General features: G+C 51.2%; 21 protein-coding genes. 14 read left to right on the forward strand and 7 right to left on the reverse strand.

The genetic code is table 11. The annotated features are described in order from the left end of the window. Positions 1-34 precede the first annotated feature (34 nt). The 12 genes from pcnB (at position 35) to OGY13_RS09170 (ending at position 11,560) form a co-directional block, all read left to right on the forward strand. Positions 35-1,432, forward strand: a complete 1,398-nt coding sequence (gene pcnB / locus OGY13_RS09115) for a polynucleotide adenylyltransferase PcnB (protein WP_204192014.1) — start codon at positions 35-37, stop codon at positions 1,430-1,432. A 51-nt stretch (positions 1,433-1,483) separates the two neighbouring features. Continuing rightward, positions 1,484-1,975 (forward strand): 2-amino-4-hydroxy-6-hydroxymethyldihydropteridine diphosphokinase, encoded by a 492-nt coding sequence (folK, locus tag OGY13_RS09120; protein WP_003829228.1) that lies wholly within the window; start codon positions 1,484-1,486, stop codon positions 1,973-1,975. 120 nt (positions 1,976-2,095) lie between these two features. Further along, entirely contained in the window at positions 2,096-2,887 is a 792-nt protein-coding gene (gene panB, locus OGY13_RS09125; RefSeq protein WP_057066628.1) for a 3-methyl-2-oxobutanoate hydroxymethyltransferase, read from the forward strand. 78 nt (positions 2,888-2,965) lie between these two features. Further along, a complete protein-coding gene (gene panC / locus OGY13_RS09130) occupies positions 2,966-3,820 on the forward strand; it encodes a pantoate--beta-alanine ligase (RefSeq protein WP_008786233.1) in 855 nt (284 codons plus the stop codon). Positions 3,821-3,915: 95 nt separating this feature from the next. Then, entirely contained in the window at positions 3,916-4,296 is a 381-nt protein-coding gene (panD, locus tag OGY13_RS09135; RefSeq protein ID WP_000621526.1) for an aspartate 1-decarboxylase, read from the forward strand. A 271-nt stretch (positions 4,297-4,567) separates the two neighbouring features. Beyond that, positions 4,568-5,173 (forward strand): fimbrial protein, encoded by a 606-nt coding sequence (locus OGY13_RS09140; RefSeq protein WP_213752824.1) that lies wholly within the window; start codon positions 4,568-4,570, stop codon positions 5,171-5,173. A gap of 79 nt (positions 5,174-5,252) precedes the next feature. After that, positions 5,253-6,005 (forward strand): fimbrial chaperone, encoded by a 753-nt coding sequence (locus OGY13_RS09145; RefSeq protein ID WP_137377587.1) that lies wholly within the window; start codon positions 5,253-5,255, stop codon positions 6,003-6,005. A 64-nt stretch (positions 6,006-6,069) separates the two neighbouring features. Continuing rightward, positions 6,070-8,667: an outer membrane usher protein gene (locus tag OGY13_RS09150; protein WP_286593778.1), complete on the forward strand. Its 2,598-nt coding sequence runs from the start codon at positions 6,070-6,072 to the stop codon at positions 8,665-8,667. A 34-nt stretch (positions 8,668-8,701) separates the two neighbouring features. After that, positions 8,702-9,283 (forward strand): fimbrial protein, encoded by a 582-nt coding sequence (locus OGY13_RS09155; protein ID WP_057067426.1) that lies wholly within the window; start codon positions 8,702-8,704, stop codon positions 9,281-9,283. Positions 9,284-9,309: 26 nt separating this feature from the next. Next, positions 9,310-9,873 carry a fimbrial protein gene (locus OGY13_RS09160; RefSeq protein ID WP_057067425.1) on the forward strand — a complete coding sequence of 188 codons (564 nt, stop codon included), beginning with the start codon at positions 9,310-9,312 and terminating at the stop codon, positions 9,871-9,873. A gap of 14 nt (positions 9,874-9,887) precedes the next feature. Further along, positions 9,888-10,487, forward strand: a complete 600-nt coding sequence (locus OGY13_RS09165; RefSeq protein ID WP_198802722.1) for a fimbrial-like protein — start codon at positions 9,888-9,890, stop codon at positions 10,485-10,487. Between the two features lie 11 nt (positions 10,488-10,498). Next, positions 10,499-11,560, forward strand: a complete 1,062-nt coding sequence (locus OGY13_RS09170; RefSeq protein WP_213752825.1) for a fimbrial protein StkG — start codon at positions 10,499-10,501, stop codon at positions 11,558-11,560. A gap of 1 nt (position 11,561) precedes the next feature. Here the strand turns inward: OGY13_RS09170 and OGY13_RS09175 are convergent, their stop codons facing one another. The 4 genes from OGY13_RS09175 to OGY13_RS09190 all read right to left on the reverse strand — a co-directional run bounded on the left by OGY13_RS09175 (position 11,562) and on the right by OGY13_RS09190 (position 15,090). Next, complete coding sequence (locus OGY13_RS09175) at positions 11,562-12,791, reverse strand: polysaccharide deacetylase family protein (protein ID WP_020996224.1); 1,230 nt, start codon at positions 12,789-12,791, stop codon at positions 11,562-11,564. Between the two features lie 61 nt (positions 12,792-12,852). After that, positions 12,853-13,293, reverse strand: coding sequence for a PTS sugar transporter subunit IIA (locus tag OGY13_RS09180; protein ID WP_032942385.1), 441 nt, complete (start codon positions 13,291-13,293; stop codon positions 12,853-12,855). A 103-nt stretch (positions 13,294-13,396) separates the two neighbouring features. Further along, on the reverse strand, positions 13,397-14,167 hold the full coding sequence (locus OGY13_RS09185; protein WP_213752822.1) for an ABC transporter permease: 771 nt from the start codon (positions 14,165-14,167) through the stop codon (positions 13,397-13,399). Then, the gene (locus OGY13_RS09190) at positions 14,164-15,090 is read right to left on the reverse strand and encodes an ABC transporter ATP-binding protein (protein ID WP_003829469.1); all 927 of its coding nucleotides are present in this window, start codon (positions 15,088-15,090) and stop codon (positions 14,164-14,166) included. Before OGY13_RS09190 ends, OGY13_RS09185 begins: the two co-directional genes overlap by 4 nt. 108 nt (positions 15,091-15,198) lie before the next feature. Between OGY13_RS09190 and can the strand changes: the two genes are divergently transcribed. Then, the gene (gene can / locus OGY13_RS09195) at positions 15,199-15,861 is read left to right on the forward strand and encodes a carbonate dehydratase (protein ID WP_008786227.1); all 663 of its coding nucleotides are present in this window, start codon (positions 15,199-15,201) and stop codon (positions 15,859-15,861) included. A gap of 70 nt (positions 15,862-15,931) precedes the next feature. On the opposite strand, the gene hpt is transcribed toward can, so the two are convergent. The 3 genes from hpt to cueO form a co-directional block, all read right to left on the reverse strand. Continuing rightward, the gene (hpt, locus tag OGY13_RS09200) at positions 15,932-16,468 is read right to left on the reverse strand and encodes a hypoxanthine phosphoribosyltransferase (RefSeq protein WP_003018658.1); all 537 of its coding nucleotides are present in this window, start codon (positions 16,466-16,468) and stop codon (positions 15,932-15,934) included. Between the two features lie 251 nt (positions 16,469-16,719). Then, a complete protein-coding gene (gene tcp, locus OGY13_RS09205; RefSeq protein ID WP_186413724.1) occupies positions 16,720-18,375 on the reverse strand; it encodes a methyl-accepting chemotaxis citrate transducer in 1,656 nt (551 codons plus the stop codon). Between the two features lie 183 nt (positions 18,376-18,558). Continuing rightward, on the reverse strand, positions 18,559-20,175 hold the full coding sequence (cueO, locus tag OGY13_RS09210) for a multicopper oxidase CueO (protein WP_213752821.1): 1,617 nt from the start codon (positions 20,173-20,175) through the stop codon (positions 18,559-18,561). Between the two features lie 153 nt (positions 20,176-20,328). Here cueO and OGY13_RS09215 point away from each other — a divergent pair, with 153 nt between their 5' ends. After that, the gene (locus tag OGY13_RS09215) at positions 20,329-20,676 is read left to right on the forward strand and encodes a YacC family pilotin-like protein (RefSeq protein ID WP_032941691.1); all 348 of its coding nucleotides are present in this window, start codon (positions 20,329-20,331) and stop codon (positions 20,674-20,676) included. Positions 20,677-20,682 lie beyond the last annotated feature (6 nt).

Below are 20,682 nucleotides of genomic sequence, written 5' to 3' on the forward strand. Positions count from 1 at the left end.
TTCTGATTGAAGTTTGACACTACCGAGGTGCACTATTTTTACCCGAGTCGCTAATTTTTGCCGCAAGGTGCTAAGCCGCGAGGAGCGCGAGGCTGAGCTCGCCGTCGCCCGTCCACATATGACGGTAATTCCGCGTGAGCAGCACTCTATCTCCCGCAAAGATATCAGTGAAAATGCCCTGAAGGTAATGTACAGGCTCAATAAGGCCGGATACGAGGCATGGCTGGTTGGCGGTGGTGTACGCGATCTTTTGCTGGGCAAAAAACCGAAAGATTTTGATGTCACCACTAACGCAACGCCGGATCAGGTGCGCAAACTGTTTCGTAACTGTCGCCTGGTCGGTCGCCGTTTCCGTCTGGCCCATGTCATGTTCGGCCCTGAAATTATCGAAGTGGCGACGTTCCGCGGCCATCATGAAGGCAGCGAATCCGATCGCACAACATCGCAGCGTGGGCAAAACGGTATGCTGCTGCGTGACAACATCTTCGGCTCCATCGAAGAAGATGCACAGCGTCGCGATTTCACGATTAACAGCCTGTATTACAGCGTGGCCGATTTCACCGTACGTGATTACGTTGGGGGAATGCAGGATCTCGAAGAGGGCATCATTCGCCTGATCGGTAATCCGGAAACGCGCTATCGCGAAGATCCCGTGCGCATGCTGCGCGCCGTACGCTTTGCCGCCAAGCTCGACATGCGTATCAGCCCGGAAACCGCAGAGCCGATCCCACGTCTGGCAACCTTGCTTAACGATATTCCTCCTGCACGCCTGTTTGAAGAAGCGCTCAAGCTGTTACAGGCGGGCTATGGGTACGAAACCTATAAAAAACTGCGTGAGTACAGCCTGTTCCAACCGCTGTTCCCAACCATTACGCGCTACTTCACCGAAGACGGTGACAGCCCAATGGAACGCATCATTGCCCAGGTACTGAAGAATACCGATAACCGCATTCACAATGATATGCGCGTTAACCCGGCGTTCTTGTTTGCTGCCATGTTCTGGTATCCGTTACTGGAAGCCGCACAGAAAATTGCGCAAGAAAGCGGTCTGGCCTATTACGATGCTTTCGCGCTGGCAATGAACGACGTGCTGGACGAAGCCTGCCGCTCGCTGGCGATCCCGAAACGTCTGACCTCACTGACCCGCGATATCTGGCAGTTGCAGTTACGTATGTCCCGTCGCCAGGGCAAACGCGCCTGGAAGCTGATGGAGCATCCAAAGTTCCGCGCAGCTTACGACCTGTTAGCGCTGCGTGCTGAAGTCGAACACAACGCGGAATTGCAGCGACTGGCGAAATGGTGGGGTGAATTCCAGGTTTCTGCGCCGCCAGAACAAAAAGGCATGCTGAACGAGCTGGATGAAGAGCCAGACGCACGTCGTCGCCATCGTCGCCCGCGTAAACGCGCGCCACGCCGTGAAGGCTCCGCATGACCTATCACGTATACCCAACAAATTTCGAGTCGCATCAAGGTGGTGACACAGATGCAGCTTGAAAAACGACGGGTATATATCGCCCTCGGCAGTAATTTAGCCTCCCCTCTGGAGCAGGTTAATGCTGCCGTGAAAGCGATCGGTGAAATCCCTGACAGCCGAATCGTGGCTGTCTCCTCATTTTACCGTACGCCACCATTAGGCCCACAGGATCAACCCGATTACCTGAACGCCGCCGTCGCACTGGAAACCACCCTTGCGCCGGAAGAATTACTCAATCACACCCAACGCATTGAGTTACAGCAGGGGCGGGTGCGCAAAGCCGAACGCTGGGGACCACGAACGCTGGACCTCGACATTATGCTGTTTGGCGATGAAGTGATTAACACCGAACGTCTGACCGTACCGCACTACGACATGAAAAACCGTGGTTTTATGCTGTGGCCGTTATTCGAAATTGCTCCTGAGCTTATCTTTCCGGATGGTATCAGCCTGCATCAGCACCTCACCCATCTTGGTGCCGCAAAACCTGCACACTGGTAAAGTATCTTCTCCCCTTTAGCGTTTACTGCTTTAGCGCCAAACGATTGCTTAAAACAATTGCCCCCCTGAATGTGACTGTTAGAATGCCGATAAATATGACTTTCATCATCAGGAAATGTTATGAAACCCACCACTATTTCACTGCTGCAGAAATGCAAGCAAGAGAAAAAGCGCTTCGCGACTATCACCGCCTACGACTACAGCTTCGCTAAGCTGTTTGCCGATGAAGGCATCAACGTGATGCTGGTCGGTGATTCGCTGGGCATGACGGTACAGGGGCACGACTCCACCCTGCCCGTCACCGTTGAAGACATTGCTTACCACACCCGAGCCGTGCGTCGCGGCGCACCGAATTGTCTGCTGCTCTCCGACCTACCGTTTATGGCTTATGCCACTCCGGAGCAGGCGTTTGAAAACGCTGCGGTGGTTATGCGCGCGGGCGCTAATATGGTCAAAATCGAAGGTGGCGCCTGGCTGGTAGATACGGTGAAAATGCTCACCGAACGCGCGGTGCCGGTTTGCGGTCATCTGGGATTAACGCCCCAGTCGGTGAATATCTTCGGCGGCTATAAAATTCAGGGCCGCGGCGACGCCGGGCAGGTACTGCTGGATGATGCGCTGGCCTTAGAAGCCGCTGGTGCTCAGTTGCTGGTGCTGGAGTGCGTGCCGGTTGAGCTGGCGAAGCGCGTCACTGAAGCGCTGTCGATCCCGGTGATTGGTATCGGTGCCGGCAACGTCACCGACGGGCAAATCCTCGTCATGCATGATGCCTTTGGTATTACCGGCGGCCATATTCCGAAATTTGCGAAGAATTTCCTCAATGAAGCAGGCGACATGCGCGCCGCAGTGCGGCAGTATATGGCTGAAGTGGAGTCCGGCGTTTATCCGGGCGAAGAGCACAGCTTCCACTAATTTTCTGACCGTGCCGGATGACGACGCTACGCGTCTTATCCGGCCTACGGTACCTCAGGCAACTCAAGGAGTCTTGTCGTGTTAATCATTGAAACCCTGCCGCTGCTGCGCCAGCATATTCGTCGTCTGCGTCAGGAAGGCAAACGCGTCGCACTGGTTCCCACCATGGGCAACCTGCACGACGGCCATATGAAACTGGTCGATGAAGCAAAAGCGCGGGCTGATGTGGTGTTCGTCAGCATTTTCGTTAACCCGATGCAGTTTGACCGACCAGACGATCTGGTGCGCTATCCGCGCACCCTGCAGGAAGATTGCGAAAAGCTGAACAAGCGTAAAGTCGATTATGTCTTTGCTCCGGCCGTTGAAGAGATCTACCCGCAGGGTCTGGAAGGCCAGACTTTCGTTGATGTTCCCGGCCTCTCTACCATGCTGGAAGGCGCCAGCCGCCCGGGCCACTTCCGTGGTGTTTCCACTATCGTCAGCAAGTTGTTTAACCTGATCCAACCCGATATCGCCTGCTTTGGTGAAAAAGATTTCCAACAGCTGGCGCTGATCCGCAAAATGGTAGCGGACATGGGTTATGACATTGAGATCGTTGGCGTACCGATTATTCGCGCCAAAGACGGTCTGGCCCTCAGCTCACGTAACGGTTATCTAACGGCAGAACAGCGTAAAATTGCGCCAGGCCTGCACAACGTGATGAACGGTATCGCTGAAAAGCTGATTGCGGGTAATCGTGAGCTGCAAGAAATTATTACCATTGCCGAACAAGAACTGAATGAAAAAGGCTTCCGCGCCGACGATATTCAGATTCGTGATGCCGACACGCTGCTGGAGTTGACTGAAACCAGTAAACGCGCGGTGATTCTGGCCGCAGCATGGCTGGGTCAGGCTCGTCTGATCGATAATCAAAGCGTTACATTAGCCCAGTAGACAGGGGTTAAAAATCGGGCAATACTGCCTGAAGATTTCTCAAAGCAGGCCAGTCGCGCCTGCTTAGCCAAGGTAAACGACAGGGTATAGAAGTTATGATTCGCACCATGCTGCAAGGCAAGCTCCACCGCGTAAAAGTCACGCAGGCGGACCTGCATTACGAAGGCTCCTGCGCCATCGACCAGGATTTCCTTGATGCCTCAGGTATTCTGGAAAACGAAGCTATTGATATCTGGAACGTGACCAATGGTAAACGTTTCTCAACCTATGCCATTGCGGCTGAACGCGGCTCCAGAATCATCTCGGTGAACGGTGCAGCGGCGCACTGTGCTGAAGTTGGCGACATTGTGATTATCGCCAGCTTCGTCACTATGTCTGACGAAGAAGCCCGTACATGGCGTCCGAAAGTGGCCTATTTCGAAGGCGACAACGAAATGAAACGTACTGCAAAAGCCATTCCGGTACAGGTCGCCTAGATCTCACCACTAATACAACTCATCAAGATAAACATATTTTTGATGAGTTGTATTTAAAACCTATAAATAATATTATTTATTATCTATCTTATTTATTAAGTAATACACTTTAATTATACTTAAAAGAACTTAAAGCATTTCTAATAATCTCCCAATTCCCTTTCGTCATCGCCCTCTATAAAATACGCTCCGAAATTTAATATTTCAAAAAATAAGATATATGAAATTATATCTTATGTTTATATTTAAAAACTAAATATGGATATTAGACATGTCTTTTAGAAAATATGGTATGGCAGCCGCTGTGGCAATGATTTTGAGCGCAGGCTCTGCAATGGCATCGAATTCAGATACGGGTACAATTACTTTCCACGGTCTGGTTTCTAACAATACCTGTAAAATCTCTCTCGATAATAAAATCGATCAAGACGGTAATGATTTTGACGTTACTCTGGATACCGTTTTCGTTAAAAACTTCGCGGACGCGCTGGGTGAGAACAGTACTCTGGGCGAAAAACAATTCGCTCTGAACCTGAGCGAATGTGATAACGCAACGGTAAAAGATGCCTCCGCTCAGTTTGATTCCTGGGGTGGTTCCAGTTCTACGTCTGGTGGCCTGTTAGTACCGCCGGCTAACCTACAGGGTGCGGCAGAAAACGTTAACCTGGTGCTGTCTAACAACGGCAACGGCGCTACCGATCTGATCAAAGTTGACCAGACTAACAACACGCAGAAAGCCACTATTTCCGCTGATGGTACCGGTGACCTGTTCTACCGCGTAGCCTACACCCAGGGCCAGAAGTGGAATAAGGACAGCAGCCCGGTAACGGCAGGAACCGTACAGGCGCAGGTTGCCTTCACCGTTGTTTATAACTAATCCTTTTATTTAAAAAGATTAGCCAATCCCTCAGCGACTGTGCTGGGGGATTTTAAAGTGTACCTACAGGGAGGGTAAAATGGTCAATACGGTTATCACAAAGGGATTTAAAGCCACCTGCTTCGCTGCTGCGGCCTTCTCGGCATTTACAGCGTTCCAGGTCAACGCGGATATCGTCATTTCCGGAACACGTATAGTGTACCCGCAGTCATCAAAAGACGTGATTGTGAATCTGGATAATCGGGGAAATAAACCGCTACTGGTGCAAACCTGGTTGGATGACGGGCGTGACGGTGTTGATCCTCAGGAGCTAAAACTGCCATTTGTCATTACTCCCCCGGTATCTCGTATCGATCCACAAAAAGGGCAATCCTTACGCATTACGTATATGGGTAGCGCATTACCTCAGGATCGGGAATCACTGTTTTGGTTTAACGTGCTGGAAATCCCGCCAAAATCAAAAGCGAAAGAAGGCGAAAATTTAAATCAACTTCAACTCGCCTTTCGCACGCGTATCAAATTATTTTTCCGTCCAGATGGCCTGAAAGGCACGCCTGGCGATGCGGCTGAAAATCTAAAATGGTCGCAGAAAAAAGAAGGCAATACGTTTTCACTGTTTGCCCAGAATGATAGCCCGTACAATGTTTCCATTTCGAACGTTAAATTTAAAGTGGGCGGCAAAGAATATACCGTCGACAGTAAATCTGTTTTGCCCTTCAGCGGGATAGGCATGCCCGTAAAAAATCTTTCGAGTAATACCAGTGGTACAGTTATCTATAACACCATTAATGATAATGGCGGTACAGATAAGCGAGAAGCCAAAATCGACTAATTAATAATAATTACGCTTCAATATTGTGGGCAACAATAGCCCACATCAATTATTCGGATAAAGAATGCTATTTCAACGCTCATTACTATGCCTTGCTATTGGCGCTGCGCTCCCTTTTTCTGTTTCTGCTGCAAGTTCAGAATCAGCTAAAACCATTGTCGAGTCAGATGAAGCCGTAGAATTTAACGAGCAATTTTTACTTAACAGCGGTGCTAATATCGATATTAGTCGGTATACGTATGGCAACCCGGTACTCGCCGGAACCTATCGTGTAAAAGTAAACCTTAACAATGCGTTGAAATCCACCTCTGAAATTACCTTTAATGAAAACGGTACGCCGCGCGCCAGCGCGTGCCTGACGCCACTTTTACTCACCCAGGCAGGTGTTGATCCCACCTCGATGAGCGATGATTTCGAGGCTGATGACAACACTTCATGCCTGGATATAAAAAAATACTACCCTGGAGCTACGGCAACTTATGATTCCGGCAAACAGGCAATGGATCTTAACTTCCCGCAAATTTATATCCTGAAGCGCCCCGCCGGGTATGTTGACCCTTCTCTGTGGGAGGATGGTGTTCCAGCAGCAATCGTCTCTTATGATATGAACGCGTGGCACAGTGAAGGCAATGGTACGACATCCGATACCGCCTACATGGGCCTGCGTTACGGTTTAAATATGGGGCCGTGGCGTTTGCGTTCCCGAGGTAGCCTTAACTGGAACAAAGAGACCGGTAGCGAATACAACAATCAGGACGTTTATTTACAGCGAGATATCACGGCGCTGAAAGCGCAAATGGTGATAGGCGATTCCTATACCCGTGGCGATGCGTTTGACTCCTTCAGTCTGCGCGGGACACGCATGTATAACGACGATCGCATGCTGCCGATGGGCTCCAGCAACTATGCGCCCGTCATCCGCGGCATCGCCAACAGCAACGCCAAAGTCACGGTGATGCAAAGCGGTAATAAAATCTACGAAACGACCGTACCGCCGGGCGCGTTTGAGATTAACGACCTCAGCACCACGGGTTACGGTAACGATCTGCTGGTTACCGTAGAAGAAACCGATGGCAGCAAACGCAGCTTTTCTGTCCCCTTTTCTTCTGTCACCCAAATGTTACGCCCCGGCGCGACACGTTGGGATATCGGCGTCGGCGAGCTGAACGATGATTCTTTGCATGATAAACCACAGGTGGGTTACGCGCAGTTTTACTATGGCCTGAACAACACCTTTACCGGCTATATTGGCGCGCAATATACCGATATGGACTTCTATGCCGGGTTATTAGGCCTGGCAATGAACACCGGCATTGGCGCATTCGCCTTTGATGTGACGCAATCTCACGCCAGCATTGATGATCTAGGCACACTCAGTGGGCAAAGCTACCGACTGACATACAGCAAAATGATAGAAGCGACCAATACCTCGTTTAACGTCGCCGCTTATCGCTTTTCCACCGAAGATTACCTCAGCCTGAATGACGCTGCGTCTCTGCAAGACAGTGTTAAACACCGGCAATACGCCCAGCAAAGTTACCAATCAGGTGATGAGCTTTATGCTGATTACCAGCGCACCAAAAACCAGGTGCAGGTCAGTATCAACCAGCCCTTAAACCAGGGAGAAACTGCCTGGGGTTCTGTGTATGTCAGCGGAACATGGCAAGATTACTGGAATGATGCGGGATCAACGGCCAACTATAGCGTGGGTTACAACAACAGTTTTGCCTACGGCAGCTATAGCCTGTCGGTACAACGTGCCTATGACCAGAACGGCAATAAAGACGACAGCATCTATGTCAGCTTCAGTATTCCACTGAGTATGTTTTCCCACAGCGGGGAACGTTCTGGCGGCTTCTCCAATATCAACATGGGCCTGCGCTCTGACATGAAAGGCGGTACTAACGTCAACTCCACCGCCAGCGGTAACACCAAAGATAACGACATCAGCTACTCCGTTAGCGCCGCCTCCAGTAGCGGTAATTACGGCAATCTGAATCAGGTGAGCGGCTTTGGTTCCCTCAACAGCAGTTACGGCCCATTAGGGCTTTCCGCTTCTTTTGGCGACGACAATAGCCAGCAATATTCCGCCAGCTACAGCGGTGGCATGGTGCTGCATTCTGGCGGTATAGCGTTCGCGCCGGGCAGCATTGGCGAGAGCGACGCCGTCGCGCTGGTAAAAGCCAGCGGCGCGAAAGGTGCAGGGTTAGGTTACAGCAGCAGTGAAATCGGCAGCTCAGGCTACGGCATTTTGCCGTATATGTCGGCCTACCGCGAGAACCGGGTGTCGCTGGATATCAGCACGCTGGAAAACGATGTTGAAATCAAAAGTACCAGTACCGTTACCGTACCGCGTAGCGGTGCCGTCGTGCTGGTCAATTTTGAAACCAATGAAGGGCGCTCACTGATTCTGGAATTACTGCGCAGCGATAAAGGTTTTATTCCTTTAGGCGCAGATGTCCTTAACGAGAAAAATGAAACCGTCGGTACCGTAGGCCAGGCCGGGCAAGCCTACGTGCGCGGCGTAGACCCACAAGGCGAACTTCGCGTGGTGTGGGGCAGTGGTAAAGAAAGCACCTGTACGGTGCATTATCAGTTAACCGCAACCACGGCAAAAGCGGGGCTAACGCCCGTATTAAGTAATCAACTTTGCCACATGTAATGACCTGTTTAGGGAAAAACTAATGAGAGTTTATATGAAAAGAAACCGCCTCAGTCTTCCCATCGCGGCCTTTGTCGCGATGGCAGCCTCTGGAAACGCGCTTGCTGCTAATTCCACTAACCTTGATGTTAATTTCACGGCCACTATTTTAGAGACGACGTGTAACATGAAGTTAGTCGGTGGTCAGGGTAGCGACACTGTGCAAACCTTAACAATAGGCAATGCTAACGGTGAGGTTAGACTCGATGATGTGCGAAATAATGCGGCAACGGCGAATTTCCAGATTGTGATCGTCGAATGCCCGGCATCGCTCAGCTCATTAAAAACAACGGTCACCGGTACGCCGTCAGGCTATCTGCTCACCGGGATAACCAACTCACTGGCGAAAGGCACTGGCGTTTCAGATTACTCCGCCGTCACCATCGCGCGACAAACCGCATCAACCACCCCTTTTGTCATTAACTCAACCGCTGATGCAGAACGTTTGGTCTGGACGGAAACGGAGATCTCGAATAAATCCGTACCGTTGGTCGCTTCTCTGCAAGAAACCAAGGCCAGTTCACTGACCGTGGGTAGATTTGAAGCCACCGCTGTATTCGAATTTGAATACGATTAATTCGCGCAGAATAACGGAGAACTCCTATGAAATTTAACTCAGCATTACTCGCTTTATCCGTTTCTGCCATTTTATTTTCCGGCATGGTTAATGCGGCAATTAGCGGCACCGACAGCGTGCAAATGACCTTCACATCAACGGTAACCACCGGTACCTGTAACGCTAGCGTGGTTAATGGAGCGGGGACAGAAACCGCAGAAATCGGTTTTGGCGATGTTTATATCTCCGATATCGCGAATAAAACACGTATTGAACCCCTGAAAATTAAATTCACTAACTGCTCCGGGGTCGACATCGCCACTGTAGCCGCCAAGCCGGGTTCTGGCGGGGGATGCTCTGGCCCAAATAGCAATGGAGATTCCTTTGCGGCTGGCTTGGGCACAGGGTTTGAAGTGTGGTCCGGCGAGGCGGACACCGGCCTTATGCTGAGCTGCAAAAGGCCGCCGGCAGCGCAGGAAGTGACTATTACCGAAGGTGTCGGCGAGTTTCCCATGAATTCACGTATCGTTGTCGCGCAAGACAGAACGATAAGTGATGTGAAAACAGGCTCCGCGTTCGCACCGGTCACCTTCACCGTTACCTACCCGTAAAGCAGGTAATGCACATGCAACAATTACCGTTCTTTTTTCGCCAGCCCGGTCTTGTGTTGCTTGCGGGCCTGACGAGTGGGCTGGCGTCTGGGGTAAGCCAGGCAAGTGCTGGTTTGGATATCAACCTAACGGCCAATATCATCAACAACACTTGTCAGCTGAGTCTGGAAAACGGAGGGGAGATTTATCTCCCCACTGTTGCACGGGCATGGTTTTACCATAGTGACGGCAGCAGTAAATATGCACCAACCGATGATGCTGGCGGCACACCTTTTAACGTGCGGCTCGAAGACTGCGCCGATAACGGCAGTATCAAGCAACTGATGTTCAGTTTTACGCCGCAATCTGGCTTCTGGAGCAACCAGAACCAGGTTTTCAAAAATGATGCCACGGTGGATGCCGCGCAAAACGTCGGTATCGTTATTTTTTCTGCGGACGCTAAAACTAACGTCTTAAACAGCGATGGCAGTTCAAATGTTGTTTACGACGTCAGCGAGAAAAGCAGTTCACAGTATTTAACGGATTATCAGTTTTACGCGCGCTATCAGAATACGGGCGCAGTTGTCAGCGGCGTTGTCACCAGCAACGTCTTGGTTGACGTCAGCTACGAATAAAAGGATTTATGATGAAGCTCTCCCCTCACCTGGCCGCGTTGTTACTGTTGGGCGCATCCGGTGCAGCATATGCTGACCAGGAATGTAAATTTTACAATGATACAACGCGGGAAATCATGTCTCCTGGTACCGCACCGACGATCACCTTCCTGCCTTCCGTGTCTAGCGCTACGTTGCTGGCGAGCAATATCATTATGGAACTCACCCCGCAGATGCAAAGCCACTGCATGATGGGGATTGATGGCGAAGATGTCTTCTCAATGACGGACAGCAGCTTATTAATCGGCTCTGTCGATGGGAAGGCGTTGTTTCGTACTAACATTCCGGGCATTGAGTACACCATCGGGCTCTACCCCGACGGACGACCGCTTACCGCATGGTTCCTCACCAACACCAGCTCATATACCGAATCTGCGATATCTAATGATAATGAAAGCTACTTCAGTGAAAAAAAATGGCATGCGGTCATGGATATCTACCAGCTACCGGGCTTTAGCGGCGTGCCTGAAGGCATCGGTTTTCTTAGCGCCGCCGGCGGCCCGATCGGTCATATTGTGCTGGGAAACCCCAGTAGCTCTGAGGGCAGCGACCATCCTCGTCCACTGATTACGATGTCAGATGCCACATTTTACATTCCATTCTCCGAACCGACCTGCATTCTTACAGCCCCCACCACCGTGAATTTAGGCGACTGGTATCGAAGTGACGTGGAGAAAGACCAAACCACCGAGGTGCCTTTCCAGATTAGCGGCACCTGTACCGGGACGATTGAAGTCTCGTTCGTGGCTAAATCATCGTACACCACAGCGGATAAAAGCTTATTCACCAACTCGATCACCAGCAACGCCAGCATCACCGCGGCTGGCGGCGTCGGCGTGAAAATAAGCTCTCCAGCCTATTCGCAAATGTATGCCGACAGCACAGCTGAAGTCATTGCCGTGGGTGAGATAATCGGAATGCCTGTGACCTCGGTAAACGCTAACTTTAAGGCAAAGCTTGTCAAAACAGGGACGGAAGCCGTAACCCCTGGCATTTTTGGAACGTCTGTCACCTTCCAGATAACCTACCAGTAAACTACCCCTGCGGCTGATTGACTATCAGCCGCGACATTGTTTCCAGCGAATCCGTCCGCAGGATATACAGCCGCTTTAGCAACATCGGGTTATCGCCAGGCTTCACCTTCCCTTTCACCGTCGTCACCGCCAAATGAAAACCGGCATCATGCGCCGCTTTCACCGCCGTCGCGTTATAGCCGCCAAACGGGTAGGAAAGATAGAGCACATGCGGATTAAACTGCCCGAGCGCCCGACGGGAGTGTTCAAAATCAAACAGAATATTGTGATAATTACGGCTGAGTAAAATAGGTCGTCGCTGGCCATCCACCCGATGCAAGAAATGGGTGTGCGACTGGAAGTCGAAAACATCTTTAATCCCTTCCAGCTCGGAAATACTCATAAACTGCAGCGATTTCGGATCCCACTTCTGTGGGTGGCGCTTGATACGTGAGCTAATGATAAACGCCGTCGCCTTAAAGCCATACTGCTTGAGGACGGGATGCGCATAGCGGCTAACGGACTTCAGGCCATCATCGAACGTAATAACGACCGAACGCGCCGGAAGGTTTGCGCGATTATTGAGGTAGTCTTCTAACTGATACATCGTCAGCGTGGTATAGCCCATATCTCGCAGCCAGGTCATCTGGTTACTGAACGCGCGCACTGATGTGGTGGTGGAGGTATGACGAAAACGCGTGTTCTCTTCATCGCGCAGAATATGATGGTAAGTCAGAATCGGGATACCGTTATCCTGCTGAGCATCCAGCGCGCTGATATAGGCCAGCCGCTCGCCGATGCGAATCTGATACCAGGTCTGATTCAGTCTGTCTTTCAGCCGACTGAGCACCGGGTAGCGTAGATTCTCAGCCAGCGTACCAAACGGCGCACTGCCTACGTCCGGCGCGTTATAGACCGGAGTATCTTTCCAGGTAATCAGGTTCTGGTTACTCAACGGTTTATTTAAGTCACCCAGGCCGTCTTCCACACGCTGACGCCCCTGCACAGGTTCCAGGTGCCCTTTGTCGATGTAGCCTTTGCCAAAGCCGAAGTTGAAGGTGTAGTAATCCTTTGCATCCGGTTCAACGGCAATAATCTGTCCCGCGCGTAAATTACCGACAGTCTCCGTCTTATTGCCAATATGCGCCCAGATCACCGCATCTTCCGTAGTTTGCATATAGCGAGCGGGCAAGGCCGCACCTACGCCACCAGAAAACAGGAGCAACAGAACAAACAGAACGCGCATAACCATATGATTTAACCGAGGCGAGAAACCTCGGTTATTGTAGCAAAAGCATCATCAATACCAATGATTAATACTCATACAAATCATGCTTCAACACGAAGGGGGGATTTTTTTGTTGTTGATGCCAGAGGCTGGAGACTTCGGGGCCGCCAAGCGCTACGATGCAATCGCGAAACGCAGAACTGCTCAGCGATTCCCGTGACGAAATCATTCGCTCAAGCAATGGATAGCTGATACCTGAAATCACTTCGCACTGGGGATGTTTATGACTCATTAACGAAGCCACACGGTAAGGCGCAGCCCCGGCCATATCCGTCAGGAATACTACCCCTTCACCAGAGTCTGTGGCATGCAGGGCATGGCACATCATGCGGCTTAACATATTCGAGCTGAGCCCACGCCAGAAACTTACCGCCTGACATTGCTCCAACGGACCGTACTTTTTCTCCAGACGATGCAGCATATCCTGTGCCTTATCGTCATGACAGGTAATTACCCAACCTAACATTGCCTACCTCCTTAGCAGGCAAGTAGTTTATCAGGGTGATAAATCGGTAATGGTGATAAGCATCAAAAGTCTTCCTCTCCCGAGTCAGGAGAGGAAGAAAGAATTAGCTACGCAGGCCGCGTCCGCGCTGAATCAGGTACCAGCACAGCAAGTAAAACGCCGCAATGAACACAACCAGCACGCCAAACGAGGTGACCAGCGGAACATCGTGAATACCCAGGAAGCCGTAGCGGAAGCCGCTAATCATGTAGACAATTGGGTTCAGATGCGACAGTCCCTGCCAGAACGGCGGCAGCAGCGTTAACGAATAGAACACGCCACCCAGATAGGTCAGCGGCGTCAGCACAAAGGTGGGGATCAGGCTGATATCGTCAAAGGTTTTTGCAAAGACTGCGTTCAGCAAACCGGCTAGCGAGAACAGCACCGCCGTTAACACCAGCGTGAGCGCCACAAAGACCCAGGAATGCACCTGGAACGGTACGAAGAACAGTGAAATAGCCGTGACCAGAATGCCTACGCACAGGCCACGCGCCACGCCGCCGCCGACAAAACCGGCGATAATCACGTGCGTCGGCACCGGGGCGACCAGCAGCTCTTCGATATTGCGTTGAAACTTGGCGCTAAAGAATGACGAGGCCACGTTGGCGTACGAGTTGGTGATCACTGCCATCATAATCAGCCCCGGCACAATAAACTGCATGTAGCTAAAGCCATGCATTTCGCCGATACGCGAGCCGATCAGGTTACCAAAGATAATAAAATAGAGCGTCATGGTGATGACGGGTGGCACCAAAGTCTGGATCCAGATACGCATAAAGCGGTGGATCTCTTTCGCCCAGATGCTTTTCAGCGCAACCCAGTAAAGCTGCATCATGCGCGATCTCCTTGTTTTTCATGCACCAGAGAAACAAACAGTTCTTCCAGTCGGTTCGCTTTGTTACGCATACTCAATACCTGAATGCCCTGTGCGCTCAGCTGAGAGAAGACGCTATTGACCCCTTGTTCACGCAGAACCTCCACTTCCAGCGTGGAAGTGTCGACCAGTCGGTACTGATAACCTTCCAGTTTCGGCAGCGGACTTTTTGGTGCCAGATCGAGGATAAAGGTCTCGGATTTCAGCTTGGAGAGCAGACTCTTCATCGAGGTGTTTTCCACCAGCTCGCCGTGCTGAATAATGCCGATATTACGACACAGCATTTCCGCTTCTTCGAGATAGTGAGTGGTCAGAATAATGGTGGTGCCTTTGTCGTTTAAATCCTTTAAAAAGCCCCACATTGAACGACGCAGCTCAATGTCGACGCCCGCCGTTGGTTCATCCAGAATGAGTAATTTTGGCTCGTGCATCAGCGCACGGGCAATCATCAGACGACGTTTCATCCCACCAGACAACATGCGCGCGCGCTCGTTACGTTTTTCCCATAAATCGAGCTGCTTTAAATATAGTTCGCTGCGTTTGACCGCTTCTTTATGCTCAACACCGTAGTAACCCGCCTGGTTGACCACAATCTGCTGCACGGTTTCAAACGGGTTAAAGTTAAACTCCTGCGGTACCAGGCCAAGCTGGCGTTTAGCATTAACCGTATCTTTTTCAAGATCGTATCCGAAGACGCTCACCCGCCCGGAGGTTTTATTCACCAGCGAGCTGATTATTCCAATGGTGGTGGATTTTCCTGCGCCATTCGGTCCCAAAAGCGCATAAAAATCACCCGCTTCGACTTGCAAATCTATCCCGCGTAACGCCTGAACGCCACCGGGGTAAGTTTTTTTAAGTTGTTGAAGTTCCAGAGCAATGGTCATGTTTTTATACTTACCTTACGTTCTGACATTTTATATATAGTTTAAATAATGATGGAGTTACCCTATATTAGCCCATCGAATTTATCTGGCTTCGGGTCGTGCTACTCCATGAAAGACATAGATACACTCATCAGCAACAATGCACTATGGTCAAAGATGCTGATAGAAGAAGATCCCGGATTTTTTGAAACGCTGACGCATGCCCAGAATCCGCGTTTTCTATGGATTGGATGTTCCGATAGCCGCGTTCCCGCTGAACGATTGACCGGTCTTGAACCGGGTGAATTATTTGTTCACCGCAATGTTGCCAATCTGGTTATTCACACCGACCTGAACTGTCTCTCAGTGGTTCAGTATGCGGTGGATGTGCTGGAAGTGGAACATATTATTATATGCGGCCACTATGGATGCGGCGGCGTCCAGGCGGCGATTGAAAATAAAGAACAGGGGCTGATTGATAACTGGTTACTGCACATCCGCGATATCTGGTTCAAACACAGCTCACTGCTGGGCGAAATGCCGCAAGAACGTCGTATGGACACCCTGTGCGAACTGAATGTCATGGAACAGGTCTATAACCTGGGCCACTCAACCATTATGCGTTCAGCCTGGAAGCGCGGTCAGAAAGTGACCATTCACGGCTGGGCTTACGGTATTCATGATGGCCTGCTGCGCGATCTCGACGTCACCGCCACCAGCCGCGAAACGCTGGAACAGCGCTATCGCCAGGGGTTGTCTAACCTGAGTCAGAAACACAGCAACCATAAATAATGTGACATTGCCGGGAGGCGGCGACGCCTTACCCGGCCTACAAACCTGCGCCATCAGGCGCTCCAGCCAATTACTCGTCCAGCAGCACTACTTTGCCAACATACGGCAGATGGCGATAACGCTGGGCATAGTCAATGCCGTAACCGACCACAAACTCATCAGGAATTGAGAAGCCGATAAACTCGACCGGAACATTCACTTCACGACGAGAAGGTTTGTCCAGCAGCGTACAAATAGCCAGGGATTTCGGCTCGCGCAGGCTCAGAATTTCACGCACTTTGGACAGCGTATTGCCGGAATCGATGATGTCTTCGACAATCAGCACGTCCTTGCCACGAATGTCTTCATCCAGGTCTTTCAGGATTTTAACATCACGCGTGGTAGACATTCCGCTACCGTAGCTGGATGCCGTCATGAAATCGACTTCGTGAGAGACATGCACTTCACGGCACAGATCCGCCATAAACATAAATGAGCCACGTAACAGACCAACCAGCACCATATCGCTGCCGCTGTCCTTGTAACGTTCGTTAATCTGGCGCCCCAGTTCAGCAATACGCGCTTTGATCTCCGCTTCCGGGATCATCACTTCAACAGTATGTTTCATAAACCCTATAACTCACTGATTTTTATCAGTTGACACATCATGCAGATCGAAAGAAAGCGCTTACGTTGATACACCGACTGACAGACGGCGACCCGCTCTAACCACAAAACTTGCGACAGCATACAAACAATTCAGTTGATGAAGTATACCAGTAAAGAGAGCGGGTTCCTCTGATAGTTCACAGGAGAACCCGTTTGCGTCGTTTTTTGTACGCTTATTAATCAAAACCAGGAGTGCACGGCAGTCTGTGGCTAAAACGTTTCCCAGTGTGGATCTTGTGGCGAACTCCCCGCAGAGGTCGCTCGTGGAGTATCCTTAGGTGGTTTTCGATGCTCACCGTTGGAGGCATCGCGAGTGATGCGAAATGCCGCCACGGCCAGGCGTAACTGTTCAGCTTGTTGTTCCAACGAAGCGGCTGCGGCGGCAGACTCCTCTACCAGCGCGGCGTTTTGTTGTGTGACACTGTCCATCTGCGAGACCGCGAGACTCACCTGCTCAATCCCCCGACTCTGTTCCTCCGAGGCTGAGGCGATTTCCCCCATGATGTCCGTCACGCGGGTGACCGCTGCGACAATCTCTTTCATCGTTTTACCCGCGTCCGACACCTGCTGAGATCCCATCCCCACGCTGTGGGTTGAGTTATCAATCAACGCTTTGATCTCTTTGGCTGCCTGAGCGCTACGGCTTGCCAGGGTACGGACTTCACCCGCCACAACAGCAAATCCGCGTCCCTGCTCTCCTGCTCTGGCAGCCTCAACCGCCGCGTTGAGCGCCAGGATATTGGTCTGGAAAGCAATACTGTCGATGACGCTGGTGATCTGCGCAATTTGCTGTGAACTACCGGCAATTTCACTCATCGTGTGCACGACAGTATCAACAACCCGTCCACCACGTGCGGCAGTATCAGACGCATTCTTAGCCAGTTGAGTCGCCTGTTTCGCATTGTCCGTATTTTGCTTCACGGTCGCGGTAAGCTGTTCCATGCTGGCGGCTGTCTCTTCAAGTGAAGCAGCCTGCTGCTCAGTACGCGAAGACAGATCGTTGTTACCTGATGAGATTTCCGTTGCGCCGCTATGAATCGTTTCTGAGCTGTTACGCACCGACGTGACTGTCGAAATCAGCGACTGTCGCATTTCATCTAAGCCCGTGGCCAAACGTCCCATTTCATTACGTCCCTGGACGTCGAGTTGATGGGTCAGATCACCACGGGTAATAATGCGGATATGCTCCATGATCTGCGCCAGGGGTTTAAGCAGCATATGCTGCAACCCACTCCAGATCATGCCCAGAACGATGAGCACAGCGACGACAATTGCCCCTAACGTCCATTGCATACGGGTAAAGCTGTGCTGATTTTCCGCCGCCGCGTGCTGGAGCAACGCGTTGTTTTCGTTACGCCACTGGTCATAGCTGGCTTCCATTTCATCCTGCGCTTTCTGAGCATCAAGATCGCCATAGGCCTGATAGTTATTCGCGCGCAGATACTCTATCGATAACGCCATCACGTCGTGCATCTGCCGATACTGTTTTTCCATTTCAGATGCAATTTGCGGATTCTGCCCCGACACCTGCGGCAATGACTGATAATGCGCGAAGTATCCCTCAGCCTTCTTCATCGACTCACTCGCCGTTTTTAGCAAAGTATCAATGGCCGCCAGTGAGGCCGGATCGCGTTGATTCTTTAAGAAACGAATTGCTACGCGGGTTACCGTTACTCGGGTTTTAATCAGCGTATTGACGCTATCACTCAGATTTTCCTGTTGGGCATTCAGGGTGCCTGAGTTCTGGAAATTATGGCGATCATTGTTTACCGCAGAATAAAAAAAGCTGCCTGTCACGACCTGTAGCAAACAGAAAATGGCGAGAACCAGAAGAATGCCGGTAATAACACGCACATTTTTAATCATAGTATTTCATCCATTGAATTCACATTGGGTACCCAATGATTATCGGCTTCAAAGGCGATTACTTTATGTGCAATAGCAGAATTTGCAGGAAGAGGGAGTCGTGCGGTGAAACGCGGTAAAGCGACTGTGTCTTATCCAGCCTACGAGAGATTTCTGCAGGCCGGATAAGCACAGCGTAATTTTTTAGACGGTGAAGCCGAGCATCATCCCGGTATCTTCATGCTCTAACAGATGACAGTGCGCCATATAGGCATGCTCTTTTGGCGCGTCGTGGTCAAACTTCACTAACACCTCGCTCACGCCGCCTTCTACCCGCACCGTGTCCTTCCATCCCGCGCGGTGTGCGGCAGGCGCTTTGCCATTCTCAGACAGAATGCGGAACTGTGTGCCGTGAATGTGGAACGGGTGCAGCATCATGTCGCCCTGACCGGAAATCACCCAGCGTTCGTGCTGACCTTTCGCCGCGGCAAACATCGGTTTATTCATATCAAATGCCTGACCATTAATCCGGTTGGCATTATGGAAGTCGAATGATCCATGCTTCATGTTGCCCATGTCGCCATGCTGCATATTCCCCATCTCACCGTGGTTCATATTGCCATGATTCATATTGCCGTGGCCCATATTGTCATTATTCATATGGCCCATCATCTTCCCATGATCCATACCCGCCATGGCCTGACCGCCGTATTTCTTCATCAGCATTTGCATGCCCATCATATCGAGCATCGGATCCATCGACAGCTGCAGCTTGCGCACCGTCAGCCCTTCCAGTGACGGCAGCGATGGCATGGATGTCAGCGAATCTGGCAGCGTGCCGGAAGCGGTAATCAGCAACGGTTGAACGCGCATCACCGGGTGCGGCTTATCGAATGGCGCAATCGCCATCCCCATCTGGCTGACTGGCAGAGTGACCAGATCAAAAGCTTTACCGTCACTGACATCCACCAGCACTTCAAAGCGCTCGCCCATCAGCATAGGAAGCTCGGTCACTTTTACCGGTTCCGCCAACAGTCCGCCGTCGCTGGCAATGACGTACAAAGGACGATCGTCGCTGGCCGCAATGTTCAGTGAGCGTGCGTTACAACCATTCAACAGGCGTAGACGCAACCAGCCACGCGGTGCGGCATGCTGAGGATAAATCGCCCCGTTGGTCAGCAGCGTATCGCCAAACCAGCCGACTGCGGCGGTCATGATGTCCAGTTGATAATCAACCTGCCCATCAGCAGAGAACTGTTTATCCTGAATAATCACCGGCACATCATCAATGCCCCACTGCTTAGGCAGCACCAGCTTGCGTATCTCTTCATCTTCAATCAGCACCAGTCCGGCCAGTCCCATAGCTACCTGACGGCCGGTCTTTCCATGCTGATGCGGGTGGAACCAGCAGGTCGCCGCCCGTTGATCCGGCGTGAAGGTCACTGAACGTTTCCCGCCCGCCGGGATAATGCCTTGCGGCCCACCGTCGACTTCACCGGGGATTTCCAGACCGTGCCAGTGCAACGTCGTCTCTTCGGCAAGCTGGTTATGGATATCCACGGTCACCGACTGCCCTTTGTTCAGCTTGACCGCAGGTCCGAGTAAATTGCCGTTATATCCCCAGGTCGTCGCTGTTTTACCAGCAAAGCTCGATTTTCCGGCTTGCACCACCAATTGCATACGGTTTGAGGCATCCGCGGTTAACAGGTCAGGAATGGGCAATGCAGGGCGGTCTGCGGCAAATACGCTCCGGCTCCACAGAGGTAACGCTGACGCGACGCCCAGCGCCACGGAGTACTTTAAAAAGTCACGACGTTGCATAATCACTTCCTTATATTCAGCAGCTTAAGCAGTCTATCTTTTAAGCATAAGCCTTCCCCTTACGGGAAGGTCAAGTGAACGGCTAATAATAAAGGTCGTCGCTTCGCTCGCAGTATGCTAACGTTTAAATTCCGTGATGCAGTGGTAGAAGCAATGAAGACGTTTTTCAGAACAGTTTTGTTCGGCACCCTGATGGCCGTATGCGCAAATAGCTACGCGCTCAGCGAGTCCGAAGCCGAAGATATGGCCGATTTAACGGCAGTTTTTGTTTTTCTGAAAAATGACTGTGGATACCAGAATTTGCCTAATGGGCAGATTCGTCGCGCACTGGTCTTTTTTGCCCAGCAAAACCAGTGGGACCTGAGTAATTACGACACCTTCAATATGAAAGCGCTGGGTGAAGACAGCTACCGCGATCTCAGCGGTATCGGCATCCCAACAGCAAAGAAATGCAAAGCGCTGGCGCGTGACTCTCTGAGCCTGCTGGCCTACGTTAAATAATCTCCG

This window comes from Citrobacter sp. Cpo045 (genome assembly GCF_030332875.1).
GTDB lineage: Bacteria > Pseudomonadota > Gammaproteobacteria > Enterobacterales > Enterobacteriaceae > Citrobacter > Citrobacter portucalensis.